This window comes from Hymenobacter siberiensis (assembly GCF_018967865.2).
Classification (GTDB): domain Bacteria; phylum Bacteroidota; class Bacteroidia; order Cytophagales; family Hymenobacteraceae; genus Hymenobacter; species Hymenobacter siberiensis.
In genome coordinates this window covers 713,145-735,403 of record NZ_JAHLZY020000001.1, presented here as the reverse complement: position 1 = coordinate 735,403, position 22,259 = coordinate 713,145, and the positions used below count along the sequence as shown (strand labels likewise).

Sequence of the window (22,259 nt, the reverse complement as noted above, 5' to 3'; positions counted from 1 at the left end):
GTAAGAAGGTTGGGACTACCTGCAAAGCTACGGGCCAAACCGGCGGCGGCGCACCCGCACCCGCGCCGCGCCACGCCGGGCCACGCCGCTACTCGGAGGCGCGCATGGTGTTGCGGGCGGCAATCTCGGCTTCGGCGGCGGCGGCGGCTTCGTCGCGCAGCTGCCAGGGCGTTTTGCGGCCGCCCAGCCGCGAGAGCACAACGCCCGCAATGGCCACCACGGCCGCGCCAATCAGCGCGGCCCAGCCCAGCTCGGGCACTTCGCGCAGCCGCACTACCCACACGGCCACCAAGGCCCAGGCCACCACCAGTGGGAACACCATATCGCGAAACACGCGGCTCATAATCAGCCCCAGCGCCACCACCACAAAAATCAGCCCCAGCGTGAGGGTTACCGATGCACCTTCGGCCGTTTGCCAGCCCAGCTGCTGCAGCCCGATGGTGATGTTGATGACCGACGCCACCGAAATCCAGCCCAAGTACAGCGAGAACGGCACACCCGCCAGCGCCGGAGCCGCGTCGGCGAAAATGCGCCGCCGGGCCCGCCCGTAAGCCACTATCAGGCAGCCGAGAATGAGCAGCATCACGCCCACACTGGGCAAAATCAACTCATAGGCAAACAGGACCACCCAGGCCCCGGTGGCAACACTGGCCAGCGTGAGCGGCTTGGCCAGGGCATCAGGCAGCGATATTCGCCGTTGCGCCGGCAGCAGCTGCCACACCGCATAAATGGTCAGGGCCAGAAAAATCAGCCCCCAGATGCTGAACGCGTAGCCCGCCGGCGTGAACAGCGTGGGGTACTTGGCCGAAACCGCACCCATCGTTTGCCCGGCGAAGGGACGGGTATTTGAATAATAGTTGAGGGCAATATTGCCGATGATGGCCAGCGCCGTCAGCCACCGCCAAAGCCGACCCGTGCCCGACCGGTTAGCGGCAGCGTAGTGGTCCGGAGGCGTTGTAGCGGTGGGCATAGTCACGAGGATGGATGTGAGGGGGGAAGTGAACTTACGTATTAATCTTTATGGATGGTTCTACGTTTTTCAGACCATCCCGAATCACTTTCCGGCTACCGCAGCCACTACCCTACAGGACAACGCATTGGCCGGTATTCGGCTTGCTTAACAGACACGACCTACTCTACTGGTATCAGGCCGCAAAGTATTGTTCAATCAATTCATCGGTCAATTCCCGTTTCAGTACTTGCCCGTTGCGGACGGCCGGAAATGCGGTGCGGCAAAAACCCGCCATGCGCTGAAAGTCGAACAGCGCATGGCAATACCCGTTGATGAGCAGGGCCGCCGCCGTGCCGGCCACGTCCCAGAATACCTGTAGCCGCACGGGCACCTGCCGGTCGGCCACGTTGGCCACATCATAAATATGCAGGGCATCAAGCAGCTCCATGGTGGTGCCCGGGCGAACGGCATACAGGTACCCCGTCGTGCCATCATCCTCAAACACCACGCCTATCGTGCCGGCCGCCGACGTGCTCTCGATAAAGGCATTGGGCGTCCCAATCGTAATTTTTGCTTCGACACCGAGCTGCATAATGGCTGAGCTTAGGAAACCTTCTCGGCCAGGAAGCGGGCCGTGTGGTTGGTGTCTTTCAGCTTCACCATGTCCTCCGGCGTGCCTTCGAAGAGCAAGTGACCGCCGTTCAGGCCACCCTCGGGGCCGAGGTCGATAATCCAGTCGGCGCACTTGATGATGTCGACGTTATGCTCGATGATGAGCACGGAATTACCCTGCTCGATGAGCGCATTCAGCGCACCCAGCAGCTTGGCGATGTCGTGGAAATGCAGGCCGGTACTGGGTTCGTCGAAGATGAACAGGATTTTATCCTGCTGCAGCGTCGCGCCTTTGGTGAGGAACGAGGCCAGCTTCACGCGCTGGGCCTCGCCGCCGCTCAGCGTGTTGGCCGACTGCCCGAGGCGGATGTAGCCCAGGCCCACGTCTTCGAGCGGCCGGAGGCGGTCGGCCACTTTGGGCTGGCTCTGGAAGAACTGCACGGCATCGGTCACCGTCATTTCCAGCACCTCATAAATGTTTTTGTCCTGGAATTTGATTTCCAGAATATCCTGCTTGAACTTCTGGCCACCGCAGCCCTCGCAGGTCAGGTAGATGTCGGCCATGAACTGCATCTCGATTTTCACCTGGCCTTCGCCCTGGCACACTTCGCAGCGCCCGCCGTCCACATTAAAGCTGAAGTGCGACGGCTTCAGCCCCCGGGCCTTGGCCAACGGCTGCTCCGAAAACAGCGTCCGGATGGCGTCATACGCCTTCACATACGTCACCGGGTTCGAGCGCGACGACTTACCAATGGGGTTCTGGTCCACGAACTCGACGTGCGACACCTGCCCGCTCACGCCCGTGAGGCGGTCGAATTTGCCGGTGCTTTCGCCCGCGCCGCCGCCCAGCATCTTCATCAGGGCCGGGGCCAGAATGCGCTTGATGAGCGTGGATTTGCCCGAGCCGGATACGCCGGTTACCACGGTCATCACGCCCAGCGGCAGCTTCACGCTCACGTTTTTGAGGTTGTTTTCGCGGGCACCGGTCAGCTCCAGGGCGTTGCGCCAGGGGCGGCGCACTTTGGGCACCGCTACTTCCATTTTGCCGCTCAGGTAAAGGCCAGTATAGGTTTCGGTGTCCTGGAGCAGCTCGGCCATGGTGCCCTGAAACATCAGGTTGCCACCGCCGCTGCCGGCCTCGGGGCCGATGTCGATAATCTGGTCGGCGGCTTCCATCATCTTCTCCTCGTGCTCCACCACCACCACGGTATTGCCGAGCTGCTGCAAGGAGCGCAGCACGCCGATGAGCTGCTCCGCATCCTTGGGGTGCAGGCCGATTGAAGGCTCATCGAGCACGTACATGGAGCCCACAAGTGCCGAGCCCAGCGACGTAGCCAGCGAAATGCGCTGGCTCTCGCCGCCGCTCAGCGTGTTGCTCAAGCGGTTCAAGGTCAGGTACCCCAGGCCCACGCGGTTGAGGTAGCCGAGGCGGTTGGTGATTTCCGTTACGAGGCGTTCGGCCACTTTGGCATCGTGCTCGCTCAGGCTCATGTTCTGGAAGAAAGTCAGCGCGTCAGAGATGGGCAGCAGCACGATATCGGCAATGCTGCGGCCGTCGATGCGCACGTATTGCGCATCCTTGCGCAGGCGGGTGCCCCGGCAATCGGGGCAGGTGGTGCGGCCCCGGTAGCGGCTTTGCAGCACGCGGTACTGGATTTTGTGGGTCTGCTCGCTCACCCATTTGAAGTACTTGTCCAGGCCGTCAAAGTGCTTGTTGCCGGTCCAGAGCAGGCGCTGCTCGGCCTGGCTAAGGTCATTATAAGGCCGGTGAATGGGAAAATCGAAGCGGATGCCGTTTTTCAGCAGCGGCTTCAGCCACTCGCCCTGCTTCTCGGTGCGCCAGGGCGCAATCGCGCCTTCGTACACCGTCAGGCTCTTGTCCGGAATCACCAAGTCCTCGTCAATGCCCAGCACCGAGCCGAAGCCCTCGCAGGTCTGGCACGCGCCATAGGGGTTGTTGAAGGAGAAAAAGTTGACGCTGGGCTCCTCGAAGGTGACGCCGTCGAGCTCGAATTTATCGGAGAAGATGCGGGTTTCGGGTTCTTGGTCGGGAGCAGCCAGCTGCACCACGCAAGTGCCGTGACCCTCGAAAAACGCGGTTTGCACCGAATCGGAGAGGCGAAACAGCAGGTCCTCATCGTCGGGGCGCAGCACGGCGCGGTCCACCATGATGGACACATCGCCCTTCACCTCGGGCTGGTCTTCCCCTATCAGGTCCTCGATTTGCGAAGTCACGCCGTCCACCACCACGCGGCTGTAGCCTTTTTGCAGCAGCAAATCCAGCTCCTTGCTCATGGCCCGGGTCTTGTCGGGGCGGTGCAGCGGGGCCAGAATCATGACCCGGGTGCCGTCGGGCTGCGCGGCCAGAAAGTCCACCACATCGGCCACGTTATCCTTGCGCACCTGCTCGCCGCTGACGGGCGAGTACGTGCGGCCCACCCGCGCAAACAGCAGCTTGAGGTAGTCGTAAATCTCGGTGCTGGTGCCCACCGTCGAGCGGTTGTTCTTGATGCTGACCTTCTGCTCGATGGCAATAGCCGGCGAGATGCCCCGGATGTAGTCCACGTCGGGCTTGTCCATGCGGCCCAGAAACTGGCGGGCGTAGCTGCTCAGACTTTCCACGTACATGCGCTGTCCTTCAGCATATAGCGTATCAAAGGCGAGGCTGGATTTGCCCGAGCCCGAGAGGCCTGTGACGACGATAAACTGGTTACGCGGTAGGGCTACGCTGAGATTTTTGAGGTTGTGAACCCGGGCGTTTTTGATGAGGATAAATTCGCGCGGGTCGAGATTATCAATGGCGTTGTCGGCGGGGGCCGATACCTGCAAAGCGTCTTTTTTGGGCATAAACAAACTAACAGCGGAGGGGGGCCGGAAGGTTTCGGCCATGGGCATTTGCTGCGGGTGCGAAGGTACGGGCGGAGGGGAGTGGCATAAGCTTTAGCTTGTGCGTGCTGACAAATGCACAACAGTGACGCGCTTTCCTTAACATTACGCCACATTTCGTCCCATCAGATACTTATGCCTTTTTCCAGCCCATTAGCCACTCTCTACCAAGTTTTACAAGTAGTGCGGCTCAGTGCCCAGACTCACGCGGACTTACTCCGCAAAAGCGAAGCGGCTACCCGTGCCGCACTCATTGACCCGATTTTACGGTCGCTGGGCTGGGATACTGCATAATGTGGGAATGGTTGAGCCCGAAAAAACTATAAATACCGCTTGGCGAGCCGATTACGCCTTGCATAACGCCGAGAACAGTATTGACCTTCTGATTGAAGCTAAATGTTTGGGTTCGAATTTGGAGAAGTACAGTACCGTGCAGCAGTTACTCAGCTATGCCTTTGGGTTTGGGGTACTGAAAGTTGTGGTTACTGATGGCATTAACTGGCATTTCTACAGCGATTTTAAGCCCGGTAACTCAGTTGCCAATGCTCAATTTAACCTATTGCATGACAATGAAATAACGTGCGCTTTGCAGCTTATCCAATGGCTCGATGCGGCACATAGCGGACACGGCAGCCACTCATCAGCGGCAATTGCTGCGGCAACTGTTATTAAAGCAACTAACCACAGCACTATTCAGTCGCCAAAACCACAACCTACTACCAAGTCGCAGCCGAAAAAATCGAAGGCAGAAGCTATTGAATTTATAGAGGTGAGCCAACTGAACCTAGCCGCTTTGCCCACCGGCCAGAAACCGAAGCAGCTACGGCTACCGAATGGCTCCATCAAAACAATTTCAACTTGGAAAGACATTCTGCTGGAAGTATGTCAAATGGTGCTGAAAACCAACTCGAATATATCAATCCCATTTCCTGATAAGGCTGGCAAATCCCGCTTTATGTTTTCGAGTAGTAAGCCTGAAAAAGGCTCTAGTTCAATAAGCTCTTATAAAGGCAAAGCCATTTTTATTGGCACTCATTACAGTGCAGCCGCTTGCATTGCCAATGCGCTTTATGCCTTGCAACAGCTGCCTTCCAACCAAAAGACGACTACGCTCGCCGTGAGTTTCTAACCACAATAAGGTAGCACACACAAATTTTTTATTTTCATCATTTAGAAGTTTGTCTAATTATCTTCGTACACTTGCAGCGTCATTCACCTCCACGCCAATGAACCTGCTGAACCGCTCCTTCTTAACCACCGCCGCCGCGCTGCTGAGTTTTTCTAGCGCCCACGCCCAAACGGCTCTACCCAGCCTCACCGGCGACTGGTCCGGCACGCTGATGGGCACGCTGGAACTTACCGCGCACCTCACCGACCCGGCCGGTGGGCCGCGTACGGCCACGCTGGATATTCCGGCCCGGCACGCCAACGGCCTGGTCATGCAGTTCACCGCACCCGCCGACAGCGTATACCTGCGCCTGCGCCAGCCCGTGGCCGCGCAGTTTGCCGGCCGCCGCTCGGCCGATGGGCAGCAGCTAACCGGCGAGTGGCAGCAGGGCCTGCGCTCCTTCCCGCTCACCTTCAGCCGGGCGGGCGGGGCCAAAGCCGCCGGCCCCAACCGGCCCCAAACGCCGCAGCCGCCCTTCCCCTACCAGTCGGCCGATGTCACGTTTAAGAATGAAAAGGCCAGCATCACCCTGGCCGGCACCTACACCGTGCCCGCCGCCATGGGCCCGTTTCCGGCCGTGGTGCTGCTCACCGGCTCGGGGCCGGAAGACCGCAACGAAACCATCTTCAGCCACCAGCCCTTCGCGGTGCTGGCCGACTACCTCACCCGCCACGGCATCGCCGTGCTGCGCTTCGACGACCGGGGCGTGGGCCAGAGCGGCGGCACCCAAAAGGGGATGACCAGCGCCGACTACACCACCGATGCTCAGGCCGCCCTGGCCTGGCTGCGGGCCCAGCCGGGCATCCGCAAAAGCCAGGTGGGGCTGCTGGGGCACAGCGAGGGCGGCACGGCGGCCATTGGGGCGGCCGGGCAGCCCGCCGGGCCCGATTTCCTGGTGCTGCTGGCCGCGCCGGGCGTGGCTGGCGATGAGCTGATTGTGCAGCAGTCGCTGGCCTTGGTCGGCCTGAATATCTCGGACCCGGCCCAGCTGGCGGCCCTCGAAAAGCAGCAGCGCAGCATGACCCGGATAATCCAGAAAACCCCCGACGATGCCCAGGCCCGTACCCAGCTCGTGGCGCTGTACAACCCCACCAACGCCCCCAACACGGCGGCAGCCATGGAGGCGCAATACGCCGTGATGGTATCGCCCTTCTACCGCCACCTCCTGGCCGACCGCCCCGCCCAGACCCTAGCCAAAGTGCATTGCCCGGTGCTGGCCCTAGGCGGCAGCAACGACCGGCAAGTGCCCGCCGCCCTGAACCTGGCCGCCACCGCCGCCGGCCTGAAAGCCGCTGGCAACCGCGACGTAACCACCAAAGAATTGCCGGGCCTCAACCACCTGTTTCAGACGGCCGCCACCGGCAGTCCGGCCGAGTACAGCACCATTGAGGAAACACTGGCCCCGGCCGCGCTGGCCCTGATTGGCGACTGGATTGCGCAGCACACCAGGAAATAGCCTCCTTATCTATTGCTAATGCCAACGGCCGCTCCGCAAGAGCGGCCGTTGGCATTAGCTGCCGAGCCATTAAACAAAAAAACAGCAATTGTGATAAAAAACATTTGTTGTACTTTTCAGCCTTGATTTGTCTTGAAACCACTTTATCTACCCTTTTTATATCCTGATTCCATGATAAGATTACTACTCTCCTTTCTGATTTTTCTGGGATTAATTATTCAGCCCCCGGCGCGGGCAATGGCCGCGCCGCCCACGCCCGCGCCGCTCAACGGCCAGTGGAAAGGCCCGTTGAAGCTGCTCGGCGGGGAGATTTCCATCATCATCACCATCGTACCGCTTACCAACGGTGCTTACTACGCCGCCCTCGATGCGCCCCAGCAGCGCATCAGCCGCATGCCGGTGGAAGTAGAGTTGAAAGGCGACAACCTGACGCTGACCATCGAGCAGGCCGGCAGCAGCTTCGTGGGCAAGGTGCTGGATGAAGGCACCACCCTCAGCGGCACCTGGAAGCAGCCGGGCCTGACGGCGCCCATGGTGCTCACGCGGGCGGTGGCCTCCACGCAGGCCATCACCAAGTTCAAGGCGACGCCGCCTTACCGCGAGTCCGACGTCACGTTCACCAACCCCGTTACCAAAAACCGGCTGGGCGGCACGCTCACCATTCCGGCCGGCGAAGGGCCGTTTGCGGGCGTGGTACTGCTATCCGATTCCGGCCCGCAAACCCGCGACGTGGACGTGAACGGCTACCGCATGTTTGGCCAGCTGGCTGACTACCTCACCCGCCACGGCATTGCCGTACTCCGCTTCGATGACCGGGGCGTGGGCAAATCGACCGGCAGCTATTCCAGCGCCACCACTGCCGATTTCGTGACCGATGCCCAGGCTGCCATGACGTTTCTGCGCGCCGAGAAGCTGGTAGCCGCGCACCGCGTGGGCCTGCTGGGCCACGGCGAAGGAGCCAACGTGGCCCTGCTGGCCGCCGCCACGCCGGGCCGGACGCCAGCATTTGTGGTGTCGCTGGCCGGCTATGGCCAGCTGGGCAATGAGGTACTGCGCCGCCAGCAGGGCGAAATCATGCGCCTGATTGGAGCCGACCCTTCGCAGGTGAAAGCGGCCCAGGACGTGTACCAGCGCACGGTGGACGTCATCCGCCAGACGCCCGACAACACCGTAGCCCGGTCCAAAGTGGCCTCGCTGCTGCTCGGGGCCAATATGGGCATCGACGCGCCGATGGCCCGCGCCCGCGCCGTGCAGCTCACCTCGCCGTGGTCGCGCTATTTCTTCGATTTCGACCCCCAGGCCAAACTGCCCGGCGTGCAATGCGCAGTGCTGCTGCTCAATGGCACTTCCGATTTGCAGGTTTCGGCCCGGCGCAACATGACGCCGCTCTACAAGGCCCTGCGCCACGCCAAGCGCACGGCCACCGAGTACAAGCTCGACGGCATCAACCACCTGTTCCAACCCGCCCCGGCACAGTGGCCGATGATAAACGGCGTGCAGCAAGCCGTTTTCTCGCCCGAAGGGCTGAAAATCATCCATTCCTGGGTAGCCCAGGAAACCCGCCCTCCCGGCGACCCGTTGCCCGTGACCGTGAAGCGTCCCGCCACCCAGCGCAAGGCCAGCCGCACGCCCAGCGTCAGCAGGGCCCGCAACTAACGCGCTTGTATTGCGGACGCTGCGAGTCCGTGAGCGGTGAATTTAGGGAGGGGTTGGTCTTTCTGCGCGCAGATTTGCAGAACGGCCAACCCGTTTTAGCGTTGCTGTTAGGGCCGTTTCACCTATACTTGCCCCACAAACCGGACGGCCCTTTCAGCTCCGGCGGTTTGCTGCTACTTCCCTACGCGCTTCTACCCAATGGCTGCTCTACCCCCGCCGCGCTCAGGCTGGTCCTGGCTCAATTCCCGTCCCGTTCGCTGGGTTCGCCACTATTTTGGTTATTCTAGGGGCGAGGCGCGGGGCATGATGGGCATTTTGCTGCTGATGCTGGGCTTCATTATCGCGCCCATGCTCCTGCGCCCGGAGCTGCCGCAGTACCTGCCCGCTGCCGACCAAAAAGCCCTCGATGAGCTGGCCACTCAGCTCAAAGAGCACCGCGCCACCGACCAGAGCTTCGCCAGCCGCTACCCCAAGCGGAACTACAAGAAATTCGACCGCAGCGGCAGCCGCTACCCCCAAATTGCGCAGGTCCGGCTCAGCCTTTTCGACCCCAATGCTCTCACAGCCGAGGGCTGGGAAGCGCGGGGCGTGCCGCATTTCGTGGCGGCCCGCCTGGAGAAATACCGCGCGGCGGCGGGCGGCTTCAAAGCCAAGGCTCAAATAAAGAAAATGTACGGGCTGGAGGACTCGGTGTACCAGCGCCTGGCCCCCTTCATGCAGCTGCCCGAGGAAGGCGCCAGGCGCGACTACGCCGCCAACCGGCCCGGCCCCGATGGCAAATCCCCGCCCTTCGCCAGTACTGATGGTACGCCCGGGAAATTCCCCCGCAAGCCGCGCAACCTCCAGCCCTTCGACCTCAACACCGCCGATACCACGCAGCTGATGCAGATTCGCGGCATTGGCGCGGGGCGGGCGAAGTGGGTGGTAAAGTACCGCAACCAGCTCGGCGGCTACCTGCGTGAGGACCAGCTCGACGAAATATTCGTACTGAAAGACGCCCCGGATTTGCGCGACAGCCTCCGGAAATACACCTTCGTGGCGCCCGGCTACGCCCCCAAAACGGTGAACGTGAACACGGCCTCCTTCGATGAAATGTACCTGCAGCCCTACATCGGCAAGCCCCGGGCGCGCATCATCGTGGCCTACCGGCAGCAGCACGGCCCCTTCAAAACGGTGGAGGATTTGAAGCAGATTCCCATCCTGAAACCGGCCGACTGGGAGAAGATGCGGCCCTACGTGCGCTGCCAATAGCGACGGGCTTTCCTAAAATTCATCAAAAACTCAGAAAGAATAAGCGACCATTCGGAATGGTAGTAGCGTAGTAAATGGTTGAACTTGGCGGACCTTTATGGCCGAGCCGGCTCAACCTATCGGGGCCAGCGCTGTTACTGCTAGCCACTGCCTATTCTCTTATCATGACGGATAACTTCACGCCCGATTCGGCCGCGCTGCCCGACGGCCCGGCCCCGCAGGACGGCCGCCGCTCGTTCATCAAGCAAGCCACCGGCCTGCTGGGCCTGGCCCTGGCCCCGCCCCTCGTCAGCCAAGCCGAGCGCCTCACCGCCATGTCCCGTAAAGTGGAAGGCGTCAGCGAGATGCGCCTCAAGGTGAACGGCACCCTGCGCACCATTCAGGCCGAGCCGCGCGTGACGCTGCTCGACGCCCTGCGCGAGCGCCTCGACCTCACCGGCTCTAAAAAAGGCTGCGACCACGGCCAGTGCGGCGCCTGCACCGTGCTGGTAGACGGCCGCCGCGTGAATAGCTGCCTCACCCTGGCCGTGATGGCCCAGGGCAAGGAAATCACCACCGTGGAAGGCCTCGCCAAGGGCGAAGAGCTGCACCCGCTGCAAGCCGCGTTCATCGAGCACGACGGCTTTCAGTGCGGCTACTGCACGCCGGGCCAGCTCATGTCGGGCGTGGCCTGCCTGAAAGAAGGCCACGCCAAAACCGATGCCGATGTGCGCGAATGGATGAGCGGCAACCTCTGCCGCTGCGGGGCCTACCCCAATATCGTGGCCGCCATCCGGCAGGTAGAGCAAAGCGGCTTTAAAGGGTAAATCAAAAGAACGTCATGCAGAGCGCAGCGAAGCATCTTTACCTCAATACTAATTAATTACTACTGCGGTAAAGATGCTGCGCTCTGCATAACCGCCTATCAGCAAACAATCTATGAACAACTTCACCTACCTCCAGGCCACGCAGGCGAAAGAAGCCACCGCCGCCGTGCGCGACAGCAAGGACGCAGCCTTTATCGCGGGCGGCACCACGCTGCTCGATTTGATGAAGCTGAACGTGGAAAACTACGGCCAGCTGGTCGACATCAACACGCTCGCCTTCAAGGGTATTGAGCAAACGGCCGACGGCCTGCGCATTGGCGCGCTGGAGCGTATGAGCGATGTGGGCGAGCATCCGCTGGTGGTACAGAACTACCCGGTGGTGTCGCAGTCGCTGCTGCTGGCAGCGTCGCCGCAGCTGCGCAACATGGCCAGCATCGGCGGCAATCTGTTGCAGCGCACGCGCTGTGGCTACTTCCGCGACACCGCCTTTCCGTGCAACAAGCGGGTGCCCGGCTCCGGCTGCCCGGCCCAGGACGGCGAGAACCGGGGGCTGGCCATTCTGGGCACCAGCAAATCGTGCATCGCCACCTTCCCCGGCGACCTTGCCGTGGCCCTCGTGGCCCTGGATGCCGTGCTGCTGCTCGAAAACGCCAAGGGCAAGCAGCGCCGCGTGCCGCTGGTCGATTTCCACCTGCTGCCTGGCAACACGCCTCAGAAAGAAACCGTGCTGGAACCTGGCGAGCTGATTGTTTCGGTGACCATTCCGGCCGCCGCGCACGCCCGCAAATCCACCTACCTGAAGGTGCGTGACCGCACCTCCTACGCCTATGCGCTGGCCTCGGTTGCCGTGGGCATTGACGTGCAGGACGGTACCATTCGCTCGGCGCGGGTGGCGCTGGGCGGCGTGGGCACCAAGCCCTGGCGCTCGGTGGCCGCCGAGAAAATCCTGACCGGTGCACCGGCCACGGAAGCCACGTTCCGGGCCGCCGCCGCCGCCGCCGTGCGCGATGCCCAGCCCCGCGAGCAAAACCGCTTTAAAGTAGAATTGGCCCAGAATACGCTGGTGCGCGCCCTCACCGAACTGACTACTGCATAAAATCTAATTAAAAATTGAGAATTAAAAATCCTGCTCAAGGACTTTCATCGCTGCGCTCATTTTTAATTCATCATTTTTAATTCTTAATTATCAATCCCGCCATGTACGAGAACGAACCCGCTTTCTTCGAAACCTCCCCCAAGCCCGGCGTGGTGGGCAAGCCGCTCGACCGCGTGGACGGGCGCGATAAGGTGATGGGCCGGGCCAAGTATTCGGCCGAATACCCGCTGCCCGGCCTCACCTACGGCGTGCTCAAAACCAGCGACATCGCCAAGGGCCGCATCCAGCGCATCGATACCAGCGCGGCGCAGAAAGAGCCGGGCGTGCTGGCCATCTACACCCACGAGAACCTGCCCAAGCTGGCCCGAACGCCCAACGACCCCGAGGGCAAAAAGGCCATCGGTGCGCCCATGGGCTTCATGCCGATGACCTCGGACGTAATTCACTACGCCGGCCAGCCGGTGGCCTTGGTGGTAGCCGATACCTTCGAGCGGGCCACCCACGCCGCCCGCCTGGTGCGCGTGACCTACGCCGCCGAGCAGCCTATTGCCGCCTATACCGACTCCAAAGCTCAGCTTTTCAACCCTGAGAAAATTCAGGACGGTAAGGCCGACGGCTACACCCGGCGCGGCGATGCCCGCGCCGCCATGGCCAGCGCTCCGGTGAAAATGACAGCCGTGTACACTCACGCCATCAACCACCACAACCCCATGGAGCCGGGCGCGACCACCGCCATCTGGGAAGCGTCCGACCGCCTCACGGTGTACGAGTCGACCCAGGGCGTGACGCGCACGCAAAAGGCGCTGTCCACCATGCTGGGTTTGCCGCAGGACCAGGTGCGGGTTATCACCAAATACCTGGGCGGGGGCTTTGGCTGCAAAGGCTCTTGCTGGCCGCACACCGTGCTCACGGTGCAGGCTGCCAAAGCATTGGGCCGGCCCGTGAAGCTGGTGCTCACACGCCAGCAGCAGTTCACGAGCATGGGCCACCGCGAAGACCAGACCCAAACGCTGAGCGCCGGAGCCACTCAGGACGGCAAGCTGCTGGCCCTCATTCACGAGAAAACAGCCACCACCTCGCCCTGGGACAACTATACCGAGTCGAACAGTAAAATCATCAACATGCTGTACGAGTGCCCCACCTTTGAATCGCACTACGAGCTGGGCCGCGCCAACGTGATGACCTCCACCTTCACCCGGGCCCCCGGCGAGGCGCCCGGCTCCTTCGCCATCGAGTGCCTGATGGACGACCTGGCTTACAAGCTCGGCATCGACCCCATTGAAATCCGCCTGCGGAACTACGCCGAAAAAGACCCTAGCACCGGCCAGGACTGGAGCAGCAAGGGCCTGCGCGAGTGCTACGCCCGCGGGGCCGAGCTCTTCGGCTGGAGCAAGCGCAACCCCAAAGCCGGCGCCACACGCGACGGCCGTACCCTGGTGGGCTGGGGCATGGCCACGGCCAGCTACCCGGTGCACAACTCACAGGGCACCGCCCGCGTGCGCCTCTACGCCGACGGCCACGCCGTGGTACAAAGCGGAGCCACCGACCTGGGCACCGGCACCTACACCGTGATGACGCAGGTTGCGGCCGACTCATTGGGCCTGCCGCCCGAGAAAATCCGCTTCGAGCTGGGTGATACCAAGCTGCCCACCGCGCCCAACTCGGGCGGTTCGGTGGCAGCGGGCACCGTGTCGTCGTCCGTGTACATGGCGGCGCAGGACGTGTGGGAGCGACTGACTAAAGTGGCTATTAAAGACCCCAAATCCCCGCTTTTCAAGGCCAAGCCGGAAGAGGTGGTGATGGAAAAAGGCCGTCTTCAGCTGAAGGCCAACCCCTCAAAAGGCGAGGACTTCAGAGCTCTGATGAAGCGGGCCGGCATGGACGATATCGAAGGCAGCGGCCAGGGCAAGTACGGCGCGGGCTACGAAGCCAGCCAAAGCACCGCCGCTGCCGGCGATGCCCACAAGGAAGAGGCGGCGAAGCACTCCATGCACTCCTTCGGGGCGCATTTCTGCGAAGTACACGTCGACCCCGACCTGGGCACCGTGCACGTGAAGCGCTGGGTGAGCGTGCACGCCGCCGGCCGCATCCTGAATGCCAAAACGGCCCGCAGCCAGATTATCGGCGGCAGCATCTTCGGCATTGGCGCGGCCCTGATGGAGGCCACCGCCCGCGACCCGCACTACGCCCGCTACACCAATGCCGACCTGGCCGAGTACCACATCCCCGTGAATGCCGACATTCCGGACATGACCGTGGAGTTTATCGACGAGCACGACCCCTTCATCAACGCCATGGGCGTGAAGGGCATCGGCGAGATTTCGATGGTGGGCGTATCGGCCGCCGTGGCCAACGCCGTGTTCCACGCCACCGGCAAGCGCGTGCGCGACCTGCCCATTACGCCCGATAAAATCCTGGGCACGAAGGCCGTTTAAGAGGCTACTCAAGAACGTCATGCTGAGCTTGTCGAAGCATGACGTTCTGATTTATTCAAAAACAAGCCCGATGCAAACGCCGCCCCCCTCCAGCGCCACCGCTCCCATCGCCGAGCCGGTGGCGTTGCTGCTTCTGGCCGCCGGGTCTTCCAGTCGCATGGGCCAGCCCAAGCAGCTCCTGCTCTACCACGGCCGCACCCTCCTGCGCCACGCGGCCGAAACGGCCGTGGCCAGCGGCTGTACGCCCCTTGTGCTGGTGACCGGGGCGCTGCACGAAGCCCTGGTAGCCGAAATTTCGGGCCTGCCCATTCAGGCCATTCACAACCCCGATTGGGAAACCGGCATGGCTTCGTCCATCCGCACCGGCCTGGCCGCCATTGCCGATACCCGGCCTGCCGCCGTGCTCATCATGCTCAGCGACCAGCCCTTGGTGACGCCGGAGCTGCTGCGGGAATTGATGGCCCGGCAACAGCAAACGCAAGCCCCCATCGTGGCGGCGGCTTATGGCGATACGCTGGGCGTGCCCGCCGTTTTCGCCCAAACCATGCTACCGGACTTGCTTCAGCTGCAAGGGCAACAAGGGGCCGGGCGGCTCATTGCCAGCTGGGGCGCGGCCGTGGAGCGGGTGTTGTTTCCGGCCGGTTTGCTCGATGTGGACACGCCAGAGCAGTACGCGGCTTTGCTGGAAACCCAGCCTCGTCAGCCGTAATTTCTTATTTCGTACCCGATTCCAGCTTGCGCAGCTTATCGGCCTTCCAGGTCGTGATGGCCACTACCAGTAGCGTCATCAGCCCCCCAAAAACCACCGAACGCACCGTACCCAGCAACTTGGCCGCCGTGCCACTCTCAAAAGCTCCAATCTCGTTGCTGGAGCCGATGAAGATGTTATTCACGGCTGACACCCGGCCTTTCATATACTCTGGGGTGTAAATGTGGATGAGCGTGGAGCGCACAATCACCGACACGGAATCGAACACGCCGGTCAGGAACAGCAAAAACAGCGACAGGTAGAAGTTTTTCGACAAGGCGAAGCCGATGGTGGCCAGCCCGAAGCCCGCCACCGCCCACAGCAGCTTGCGCCCGGCCCGCCGCTTCAACGGGAAGTAGGTCAACGCAACTGCCATCAGCACCGAGCCAATGGCCGGAGCCGCTTCCAGCTGCCCGAAGCCCTTGGCGCCCACGTTCAGAATATCCGACGCAAACACCGGCAGCAGCGCCACCGCCCCCCCAAACAGCACCGCAAACATATCCAGCGACAACGCCGCCAGCACCAGCTGGTTGCCGAAAATAAAGCGCAGCCCACTCAGCACGCTGTCCTTCAGGTTCAGCCGCTCGCCTTCCATGGGCGGCAGCGGCCGGTTGGCAATGCGCACAAACTGGAACAGCGCCAGCGCCAGCAGCACCGTGCTCACCACGTAGGAATTGGTCACGCCCACGGCCGCAATCAGGTAGCCGCCAATGGCCGGCCCCAGCACCGCCGAGCCCTGGTAAGTGGTGCTGTTCCAAGTAATGGCGTTGGGCAGCAGCGCCCGGTCGGGCAATAGCTGCGGCATGAAGGAGAACAGCGCCGGCCCCATGAAGCCCCGCGCCAGCCCGCTCACGAAAATCACCCCGTACAGCGGCAGCGTGTACAGCGAGTCCTTCGCCAGCCAGTGAATGCCGTAAGGACTGGCGAAGCCCGCCAGCGCCGCCGCGCACAGCACCAGCACCGCAAGCGCCACCACCACAATGTTTTTGCGGCGCATCGAGTCGGCCACGTACCCGGCATACAACGAAACCACAATGCTCGGAATGGCCTCCGATAGGCCAATCAGCCCCAGCGCCAGCGGATTATTGGTGAGCTTGAATATTTGCCAACTCACTACCAGGCCCTGGATGCGCGTGGCCACCGTGAGCAGGGTGCGGGCCGATACCAGGCGGCGAAAATCAGGGACGCGCAGTGCCGCGTACGGGTCGTGGGCCGGCGAAGAATCAGCAGATGGCAGCATAAGAGCACAAAAACCGCCTGTGCAGCGGCCAGCGGCAAAGGTAGCCCTGCCTTGCCGTCGCCGGTTAGTTTTGCCACCCCATTTCGCCTACCTTGCAACCCAACGCTCATCCTACTTCCCGCTCCGCTTATGCAAGATTTTGGCCTGGAAATAACACCCCGCCCCGACTTGCCCGCCGTGGTGGCCCGCTGGCAGCGCGAAATAACCGAATCCGAGCTCCAGCACGGCTACCTCGGTATTCTCGCCGCCGGCGATGCCCTCGGCTGCTGGCGCTGGCTACTTGACCTGCGCCGCCGCGAAGAGCTGGCCAGCCCCGCCCTCACCAGCTGGATTAACACCGAGCTCTTCCCTCAGCTCCTGAACCGCTATCCCGCGCCCGTTCGCATAGCCTTCCTCATTTCACCCCTGCGTGCCGCCATCGAGCAAACGGCCAGCTCCGCCGCCGCCCTCAGCTCCGCCTCGCACCCCGGGCAGGGCTACCAAACGGCCCTGTTTACCGAAGAAGCCGCCGCCTACCGTTGGCTTGCCCAATGAACTGCTTCACAGGCAGCCCGAATTATCTTACCTGCTTCGGAAACTTTTTTCAGAAAAACGCCTAGGTAATTTCCCTGAAAAACGGCTTAGATGAAGTTTTGAGGAAGGTTGCGCCAGATTCTCAAAAAGATTGCGGCATTTTTCCACCAAAGGCTATTGCGTAAGTGGATTCTATTTCTCTACATTTGGTCTGATTCTAGCTGGGTAAAACCTACCACCGCCCGTCGCTCCCAGTTTTTTTCTCGGTAACTGCATACTATGGCATAAAGCTCTACGTTCTCCTATTCCGTAGCCCTTTATGGACCTCATGCAACCGAGCGACTCCGCGCTCATCTCGCTCTACCTGGCCGGCCAGGAATCCGCTTTCGCTATCCTCCTCGAGCGGCATCGCAGTCGTGTGTTCACGACCATCCTCCTCATCGTGCGCGACGAGGACATGGCTGAGGACCTATTACAGGACACGTTTATCAAGGCCATCCACACCATGAAAAGTGGCCGCTACAACGAGGAGGGCAAGTTTGCGCCCTGGATTTGCCGCATCGCACACAACCTGGCCATCGACTCGTTCCGGCGTGGCAAGCGCGTGCCCCACATCAGCCTCACCGATAACGAACGGTTAAATAATACACTAACCATTGCCGACGACGGCCCGGACGATATTCTCGCCCGCGAAGAAACCCACAGCCGCCTCCGGGCGTTAATCCAGGAGCTGCCCGCTGCCCAGAAGGAGGTGTTGCTAATGCGCCATTACGGCGATATGAGCTTCCAGGAGATTGCCAACGCCACCGGCGTGAGCATCAACACGGCGCTGGGCCGGATGCGCTACGCGCTGATAAACCTGCGGAAAAAGATGACCGCAAATTCTCTGCATCACTATGATTCAAACCTTACCCCATTCGACACTACTTCAGTATGTGTACAACGAATTGCCGGTTGAAAGGCAGCGCGAGGTAGAGGAGGCATTGCAGCACGACCCGGACTTGGCCGCGAGCTGCGCCGACCTCCTTTTGGCCCAGCGGGCGCTCGACGGTGTACGTCGCGAACCCCGGCCCGAAACCTCCGAGGCCATTTTGCGCTACTCGCGCACTTTCTTGAGCAGGTCCTGAGCCCCTTCAACTTCTTGTGGCGGCCGCTGCATATTCCGCGCTGGCGGAGTTAGGCACTTTACGTCTGTCATGCTGAACGCAGTGAAGCACCTTATCGCGTAGGAACGGCTTGTTCTGGCGTGATAAGATGCTTCACTGCATCAGCATCACAGCCGAGAGCAAGTAATTGCAACCACCCTACTTTTGTGGCCTCCCCTACTCTCCCACCGCATGACTCGCGCCAATCGGTTTCGCTTCTTTCTCGACTACTTCACCACCAATTTTCCGGAGCCCAAAACTGAGCTGGCCTACGGCAATCCCTACGAGTTAATTGTGGCCGTGGTGCTGAGTGCCCAATGCACCGACAAGCGCGTGAACCTGGTAATGCCCGCGCTGCTGGCCGAATACCCCACCGCCGCGCACCTCGGCGCGGCCACCGCCGATGATATTTTCCCTTTCATCCGCAGCGTTTCCTACCCGAACAACAAGGCCAAGCACCTGGCCGGCCTGGGCCGCATGCTCACCGAAGATTTCGGCGGCGAAGTACCGAGTATAATCGAGGAGCTTCAACGCCTGCCCGGCGTGGGCCGCAAAACGGCCAACGTGGTGGTTTCCGTCATCTACAACCAGCCGGCAATGGCCGTTGACACCCACGTTTTCCGGGTGTCGCACCGCCTAGGCCTCGTGCCCAAAACGGCCACCACGCCCCTGGCCGTGGAGAAGGCGCTGGTGCGCTACATCCCCGAGGAGCTTATTGCCAAAGCCCACCACTGGCTGATTCTGCACGGCCGCTACATCTGCGTAGCCCGCTCGCCGAAATGCGAAATATGTCCGCTTTCGGCCAGCTGCGCATATTTCGAGAAAACCTTCGTCAAGCCCCTGGCCAAGCAGCCAAAGGCTTCGGCGTAACGCCAACCTTACGGCGCTACAGCAAGCGCCAAATGGTTTTTGGCACAAGCGGGTACAAGTGTGGAAGCTGTTTAGAAAGTCCCCGAATGGTCATGCAGCGCGCAGCGAAGCATCTTGCTCGCATCGTCAGGCCCGTTCAACGAGGCGAGCAAGATGCTTCGCTGCGCGCTGCATGACCGTTTGAGCACCTTTTGTGACTTTCTAAACAACTCCGTTGCATTACGCGGCACAAACCAACGTTGGTTTAACTCAATGCTGTCAGGACATTACTTTATCGCACTGCCACCTGCTCCATTATTTGCTGTATCTGGGCGGCCATGCGCTGGCGGTCAAACGCCTGCCGGGCGAGCGCACGGCCATTGGCACCAGCCTGCGCCAGGGTTTCCGGCTGGTACAGCAGCGTTTGGAGCTGCGCGGCCAGCGCCGGGGCATCACCGGCCGGCACGTACCAGCCGCAGGCATGCTGCTCCACCAGCGCTTTGGTCCAACCCGCGTTAGTTACCACTACCGGCGTGCCCACAGCCAATGAGTCGTACAGCTTCGCCGGCGAATTGGAATCCAGCACCGGCAAACCCAGGAACGAAACCACCGAAACATCGGCCAGCGCAAACCAACGGAATACCTCGTGGCGTGCCTGCCCCCGCACCAGCCTGATGCGCCCCGGCCACCGCACCGCCGCCGCCGCAAGCAGCGCCTCGAAAAACCCGTGGCCCAGAAACAGCCAGACCACTTCCGCATCGGCCGCCACCATCGTTTCGGCCGCCGCTACCAGCGTTGGAATATCATTGGCCCGCCCAAATGTGCCCGCGTATAGCACCACGCGCTTGCCGGCCAGGCCCTGCTCCTGCCGCAGCAGCTGCACGGCGGCGGGCGTAGCGCGGTCTGCCAGCTCCAGGTCGGTGCCATTGAGCACGGTGGTGACTTTGGCGGCCGGAATACCCAAATCGGTTACGTAGCGCGCCATATCGGGCGAGAGCGGCAGGATGTGCCGGGCACTTTTATACAGCCGCTTTTCCAGCTGATAAAGCTGCTGCCGGGCCACTGGCGTGGGCACCGCCCCCATCGCAATAGGAAAGGCGGGCCACAAATCCTGCACCTCGAACACCCACGGCACCCGCCGCCAGCGCGCCACCTGCGCCGCCGCCCAGGCAGCAGTCAGCGGCGTGCTGATACCCCAAATCACGTCCGGCTTATCAATCCGTAGCCCCTCGCGCACGGCCCACGCCGCATAGTGCCCAAAGGCCAGCGCCCGCCGGGCCGGGCCCATTTTATTATCATACCGCACTTCAGCTTCACGAATCTCCACCCCTTCGGGCACCCAGGGAAATTCCTGCGTCAACCGCTGCCCTTTCCATGCGGGGGTGGTCAGCAGCGTTACCCGGTGCATTTTGGCAATGTGGGACAGCAGCGCATAGTGCCGGCTGGTAGCCGGGCAGTCGGGGTTGGTGTGGTACTGACTGAAAACGGCGATGTGCATAGGCGGTGAGATGGTGAAATGGTGAGGTGGTGAGTTTGATGTTTTATCTGGGCGTTCAGCGCTTCAAACTCACCACCTCACCATTTCACAACCTCACCGCTTGGGCCGGTAGTGCGAGTCGTTGAGGATACGCTGGGCATTCTTCTCGGACATTAGGCGGCCCAGCGTCACGTCGGGATGCTCGGCTACGTACTTTCTGATAATTTGCAGGCCCACCCACTGGCCCACGCGGCCGGGACAGGTTTTGTCGATTTCGGGCACGTTGGGCCGCTCACCCACGTATTTCTGGAGCAGGAACGGCGTGGTGGTGTACAGCAGATTCTTTTCCAGAAAATGAGCCCACACCCGGCCTTCGTTCGCATCGAGGCCCAGCATCTCGCGCCGGGTATAGCCCATCAGCACCGAGTCGGGGGTGCAGGGCAGCACCAGACTGGCAAAGTAGAGCGACTTGCCGGCATGCACCATCGCATCAAGCATGCTATTGGCGGTTAGCTCGTGCTTGTTGTACTTGCTGGCCACATCCTGGGCCAGCACCGGCATAAGGCCGGCCGGCGTATAGCGGCGCAGCATGTACTGCGGCAGGTCGGGTCGCTTGCTGGCCTTGGGGCCGATAAACCAGTCCAGGCTCATCACCAGCAGGCTGTCATTCACGTAGATATCCTTCGCCAAAAAGCCGCTGACGTACGTCACCGTGGGCGGCACCCGGAAATCGGGAAAGTAATAATGCACCCGCCGGAACATCTCGCCCAGGTCGTGGCGCAAGGCGGCGCTATCGGGGAAGGCGGCGGCCGTTTCGCGGCCCACCTGCTGCAAGGCCGGGTTGGTAGCAAGCTGTACCAGAGTGCCTTCCAGCTCTTTTTCCGTGGCCGGCTGCCGCTGCAAGTAGTAGCGCGCAAAGGCCGGGTTGGCATCCATAAACTGCTGCGCCTGCGCGGGCGTCTTCAGCTGGAAAAAAGCCGGCTCCAGCCGTTGTATCTGCACAGATACGGCCGCCGCATCCTCGGCCGCATCGGGACGGCAGCCTTCGGCCGGACCGCTTTTGCAACCGCCAAGGCTGAGGCCGGCTCCTAAAAATATGGGCAGCCAGCGCCGCCAGGCAAAATTATTCGTATTCACGCACGTTACTTTGAGGTAAAATTAGCCAAAACCTGTTGGCTGCCGGCTGTTGCCAGCAGCAATGGAACGATAAACCCCTATGAAAAAACTACTGCTCGCGCTTTTCACCCTCGCCGCTACCATTGGCAGCGCCTCGGCCCAGGTCGAAATTGGCCTGAAAATTTCGCCCTCCATCACCAGCCTGCGGGCCGATTCACCCACCAGCACGGCAGTTGGCAACAACTTCACCAGCGATGGCAGCAAGCTTAGCTTCGGAGGCGGGTTAGTGGTTGATTATTTCTTCGGTGAAAACTATGCCTTTAGTACAGGCTTACTACTAACCGGTAAAGGCGGCACCATTGCATATAACGAAACCAAAAACTCTACTGGGGGTGGAAATGGGCTGAATTTCACGAACTCACTGAAAATAAGCACGCAATACCTCGAGCTTCCCCTTAGTGTGAAGTTGTTCACTAATGAAATAGCCCCTGCCACCCGGCTCTATTTCCAAGTCGGCGGCTCACTGAATGTTCCCATTGGCACCCGCATCAATGGCGAAAAATTCTACATTGACCCAAGCAACAATACCAGTGTCAAGGCCGGCGATTACGTCAAGTTTTTCGATGCTGACGCTTTGGCGGGTGCTGGTGCAGAATATCAATTGGGCAAAAGCACCAAACTTTTCGCCGGCCTTAGCTACCACCGTGGTTTGGTCGACATCGACAATTATTTCGAAAGCACGCGGAAATTCAAAGACGTTACCATTAAAAACAGTGGCTTCGCGTTAGACTTGGGCATCAAGTTCTAAGTATTCGCAACCGCCAGCAAAAAGCCCCAGCTTCTAACGAGGCCT

18 protein-coding genes are annotated in these 22,259 nt (G+C 61.1%); 12 read left to right on the top strand and 6 right to left on the bottom strand.

Translation table 11 applies throughout. The annotated features are described in order from the left end of the window. Positions 1 to 88 precede the first annotated feature (88 nt). From KQ659_RS03135 to uvrA, 3 genes are all read right to left on the bottom strand, one after another. Positions 89 to 970, bottom strand: a complete 882-nt coding sequence (locus KQ659_RS03135) for a tryptophan-rich sensory protein (RefSeq protein ID WP_216690303.1) — start codon at positions 968 to 970, stop codon at positions 89 to 91. Between the two features lie 175 nt (positions 971 to 1,145). Then, a complete protein-coding gene (locus KQ659_RS03130; RefSeq protein WP_216690304.1) occupies positions 1,146 to 1,544 on the bottom strand; it encodes a DUF2251 domain-containing protein in 399 nt (132 codons plus the stop codon). An 11-nt stretch (positions 1,545 to 1,555) separates the two neighbouring features. Beyond that, complete coding sequence (gene uvrA, locus KQ659_RS03125) at positions 1,556 to 4,411, bottom strand: excinuclease ABC subunit UvrA (protein ID WP_216690305.1); 2,856 nt, start codon at positions 4,409 to 4,411, stop codon at positions 1,556 to 1,558. A 340-nt stretch (positions 4,412 to 4,751) separates the two neighbouring features. Here uvrA and KQ659_RS03120 point away from each other — a divergent pair, with 340 nt between their 5' ends. From KQ659_RS03120 to KQ659_RS03085, 8 genes are all read left to right on the top strand, one after another. After that, a complete protein-coding gene (locus KQ659_RS03120) occupies positions 4,752 to 5,579 on the top strand; it encodes a hypothetical protein (RefSeq protein ID WP_216690306.1) in 828 nt (275 codons plus the stop codon). A gap of 97 nt (positions 5,580 to 5,676) precedes the next feature. Continuing rightward, positions 5,677 to 7,074 (top strand): alpha/beta hydrolase family protein, encoded by a 1,398-nt coding sequence (locus KQ659_RS03115; RefSeq protein ID WP_216690307.1) that lies wholly within the window; start codon positions 5,677 to 5,679, stop codon positions 7,072 to 7,074. Between the two features lie 171 nt (positions 7,075 to 7,245). Beyond that, complete coding sequence (locus KQ659_RS03110) at positions 7,246 to 8,730, top strand: alpha/beta hydrolase family protein (RefSeq protein WP_216678838.1); 1,485 nt, start codon at positions 7,246 to 7,248, stop codon at positions 8,728 to 8,730. Between the two features lie 198 nt (positions 8,731 to 8,928). Beyond that, entirely contained in the window at positions 8,929 to 9,981 is a 1,053-nt protein-coding gene (locus tag KQ659_RS03105) for a ComEA family DNA-binding protein (protein ID WP_216690308.1), read from the top strand. A gap of 164 nt (positions 9,982 to 10,145) precedes the next feature. Further along, entirely contained in the window at positions 10,146 to 10,787 is a 642-nt protein-coding gene (locus tag KQ659_RS03100) for a (2Fe-2S)-binding protein (protein ID WP_216678840.1), read from the top strand. Between the two features lie 112 nt (positions 10,788 to 10,899). Next, entirely contained in the window at positions 10,900 to 11,883 is a 984-nt protein-coding gene (locus KQ659_RS03095; RefSeq protein WP_216678841.1) for an FAD binding domain-containing protein, read from the top strand. Positions 11,884 to 11,984: 101 nt separating this feature from the next. Beyond that, positions 11,985 to 14,318 carry a xanthine dehydrogenase family protein molybdopterin-binding subunit gene (locus KQ659_RS03090; protein WP_216678842.1) on the top strand — a complete coding sequence of 778 codons (2,334 nt, stop codon included), beginning with the start codon at positions 11,985 to 11,987 and terminating at the stop codon, positions 14,316 to 14,318. A gap of 70 nt (positions 14,319 to 14,388) precedes the next feature. Continuing rightward, positions 14,389 to 15,027, top strand: coding sequence for a nucleotidyltransferase family protein (locus tag KQ659_RS03085; RefSeq protein ID WP_216678843.1), 639 nt, complete (start codon positions 14,389 to 14,391; stop codon positions 15,025 to 15,027). A 4-nt stretch (positions 15,028 to 15,031) separates the two neighbouring features. On the opposite strand, the gene KQ659_RS03080 is transcribed toward KQ659_RS03085, so the two are convergent. Then, positions 15,032 to 16,306 carry an MFS transporter gene (locus tag KQ659_RS03080; RefSeq protein ID WP_216685361.1) on the bottom strand — a complete coding sequence of 425 codons (1,275 nt, stop codon included), beginning with the start codon at positions 16,304 to 16,306 and terminating at the stop codon, positions 15,032 to 15,034. Positions 16,307 to 16,435: 129 nt separating this feature from the next. On the opposite strand from KQ659_RS03080, the gene KQ659_RS03075 reads away from it, so the two are divergent. From KQ659_RS03075 to nth, 3 genes are all read left to right on the top strand, one after another. Continuing rightward, entirely contained in the window at positions 16,436 to 16,840 is a 405-nt protein-coding gene (locus KQ659_RS03075) for a hypothetical protein (RefSeq protein WP_216690309.1), read from the top strand. A 298-nt stretch (positions 16,841 to 17,138) separates the two neighbouring features. Beyond that, the gene (locus KQ659_RS03070; protein ID WP_216678846.1) at positions 17,139 to 17,777 is read left to right on the top strand and encodes an RNA polymerase sigma factor; all 639 of its coding nucleotides are present in this window, start codon (positions 17,139 to 17,141) and stop codon (positions 17,775 to 17,777) included. A 379-nt stretch (positions 17,778 to 18,156) separates the two neighbouring features. Further along, the gene (nth, locus tag KQ659_RS03065; protein ID WP_216678847.1) at positions 18,157 to 18,834 is read left to right on the top strand and encodes an endonuclease III; all 678 of its coding nucleotides are present in this window, start codon (positions 18,157 to 18,159) and stop codon (positions 18,832 to 18,834) included. A 271-nt stretch (positions 18,835 to 19,105) separates the two neighbouring features. On the opposite strand, the gene KQ659_RS03060 is transcribed toward nth, so the two are convergent. Together KQ659_RS03060 and gldB are read right to left on the bottom strand one after the other, a co-directional pair. After that, positions 19,106 to 20,311: a glycosyltransferase family 4 protein gene (locus KQ659_RS03060; RefSeq protein WP_216690310.1), complete on the bottom strand. Its 1,206-nt coding sequence runs from the start codon at positions 20,309 to 20,311 to the stop codon at positions 19,106 to 19,108. A 93-nt stretch (positions 20,312 to 20,404) separates the two neighbouring features. Continuing rightward, positions 20,405 to 21,427, bottom strand: a complete 1,023-nt coding sequence (gene gldB / locus KQ659_RS03055; RefSeq protein WP_216685363.1) for a gliding motility lipoprotein GldB — start codon at positions 21,425 to 21,427, stop codon at positions 20,405 to 20,407. A gap of 79 nt (positions 21,428 to 21,506) precedes the next feature. On the opposite strand from gldB, the gene KQ659_RS03050 reads away from it, so the two are divergent. Then, positions 21,507 to 22,214 carry a porin family protein gene (locus KQ659_RS03050; RefSeq protein WP_216685364.1) on the top strand — a complete coding sequence of 236 codons (708 nt, stop codon included), beginning with the start codon at positions 21,507 to 21,509 and terminating at the stop codon, positions 22,212 to 22,214. Positions 22,215 to 22,259 lie beyond the last annotated feature (45 nt).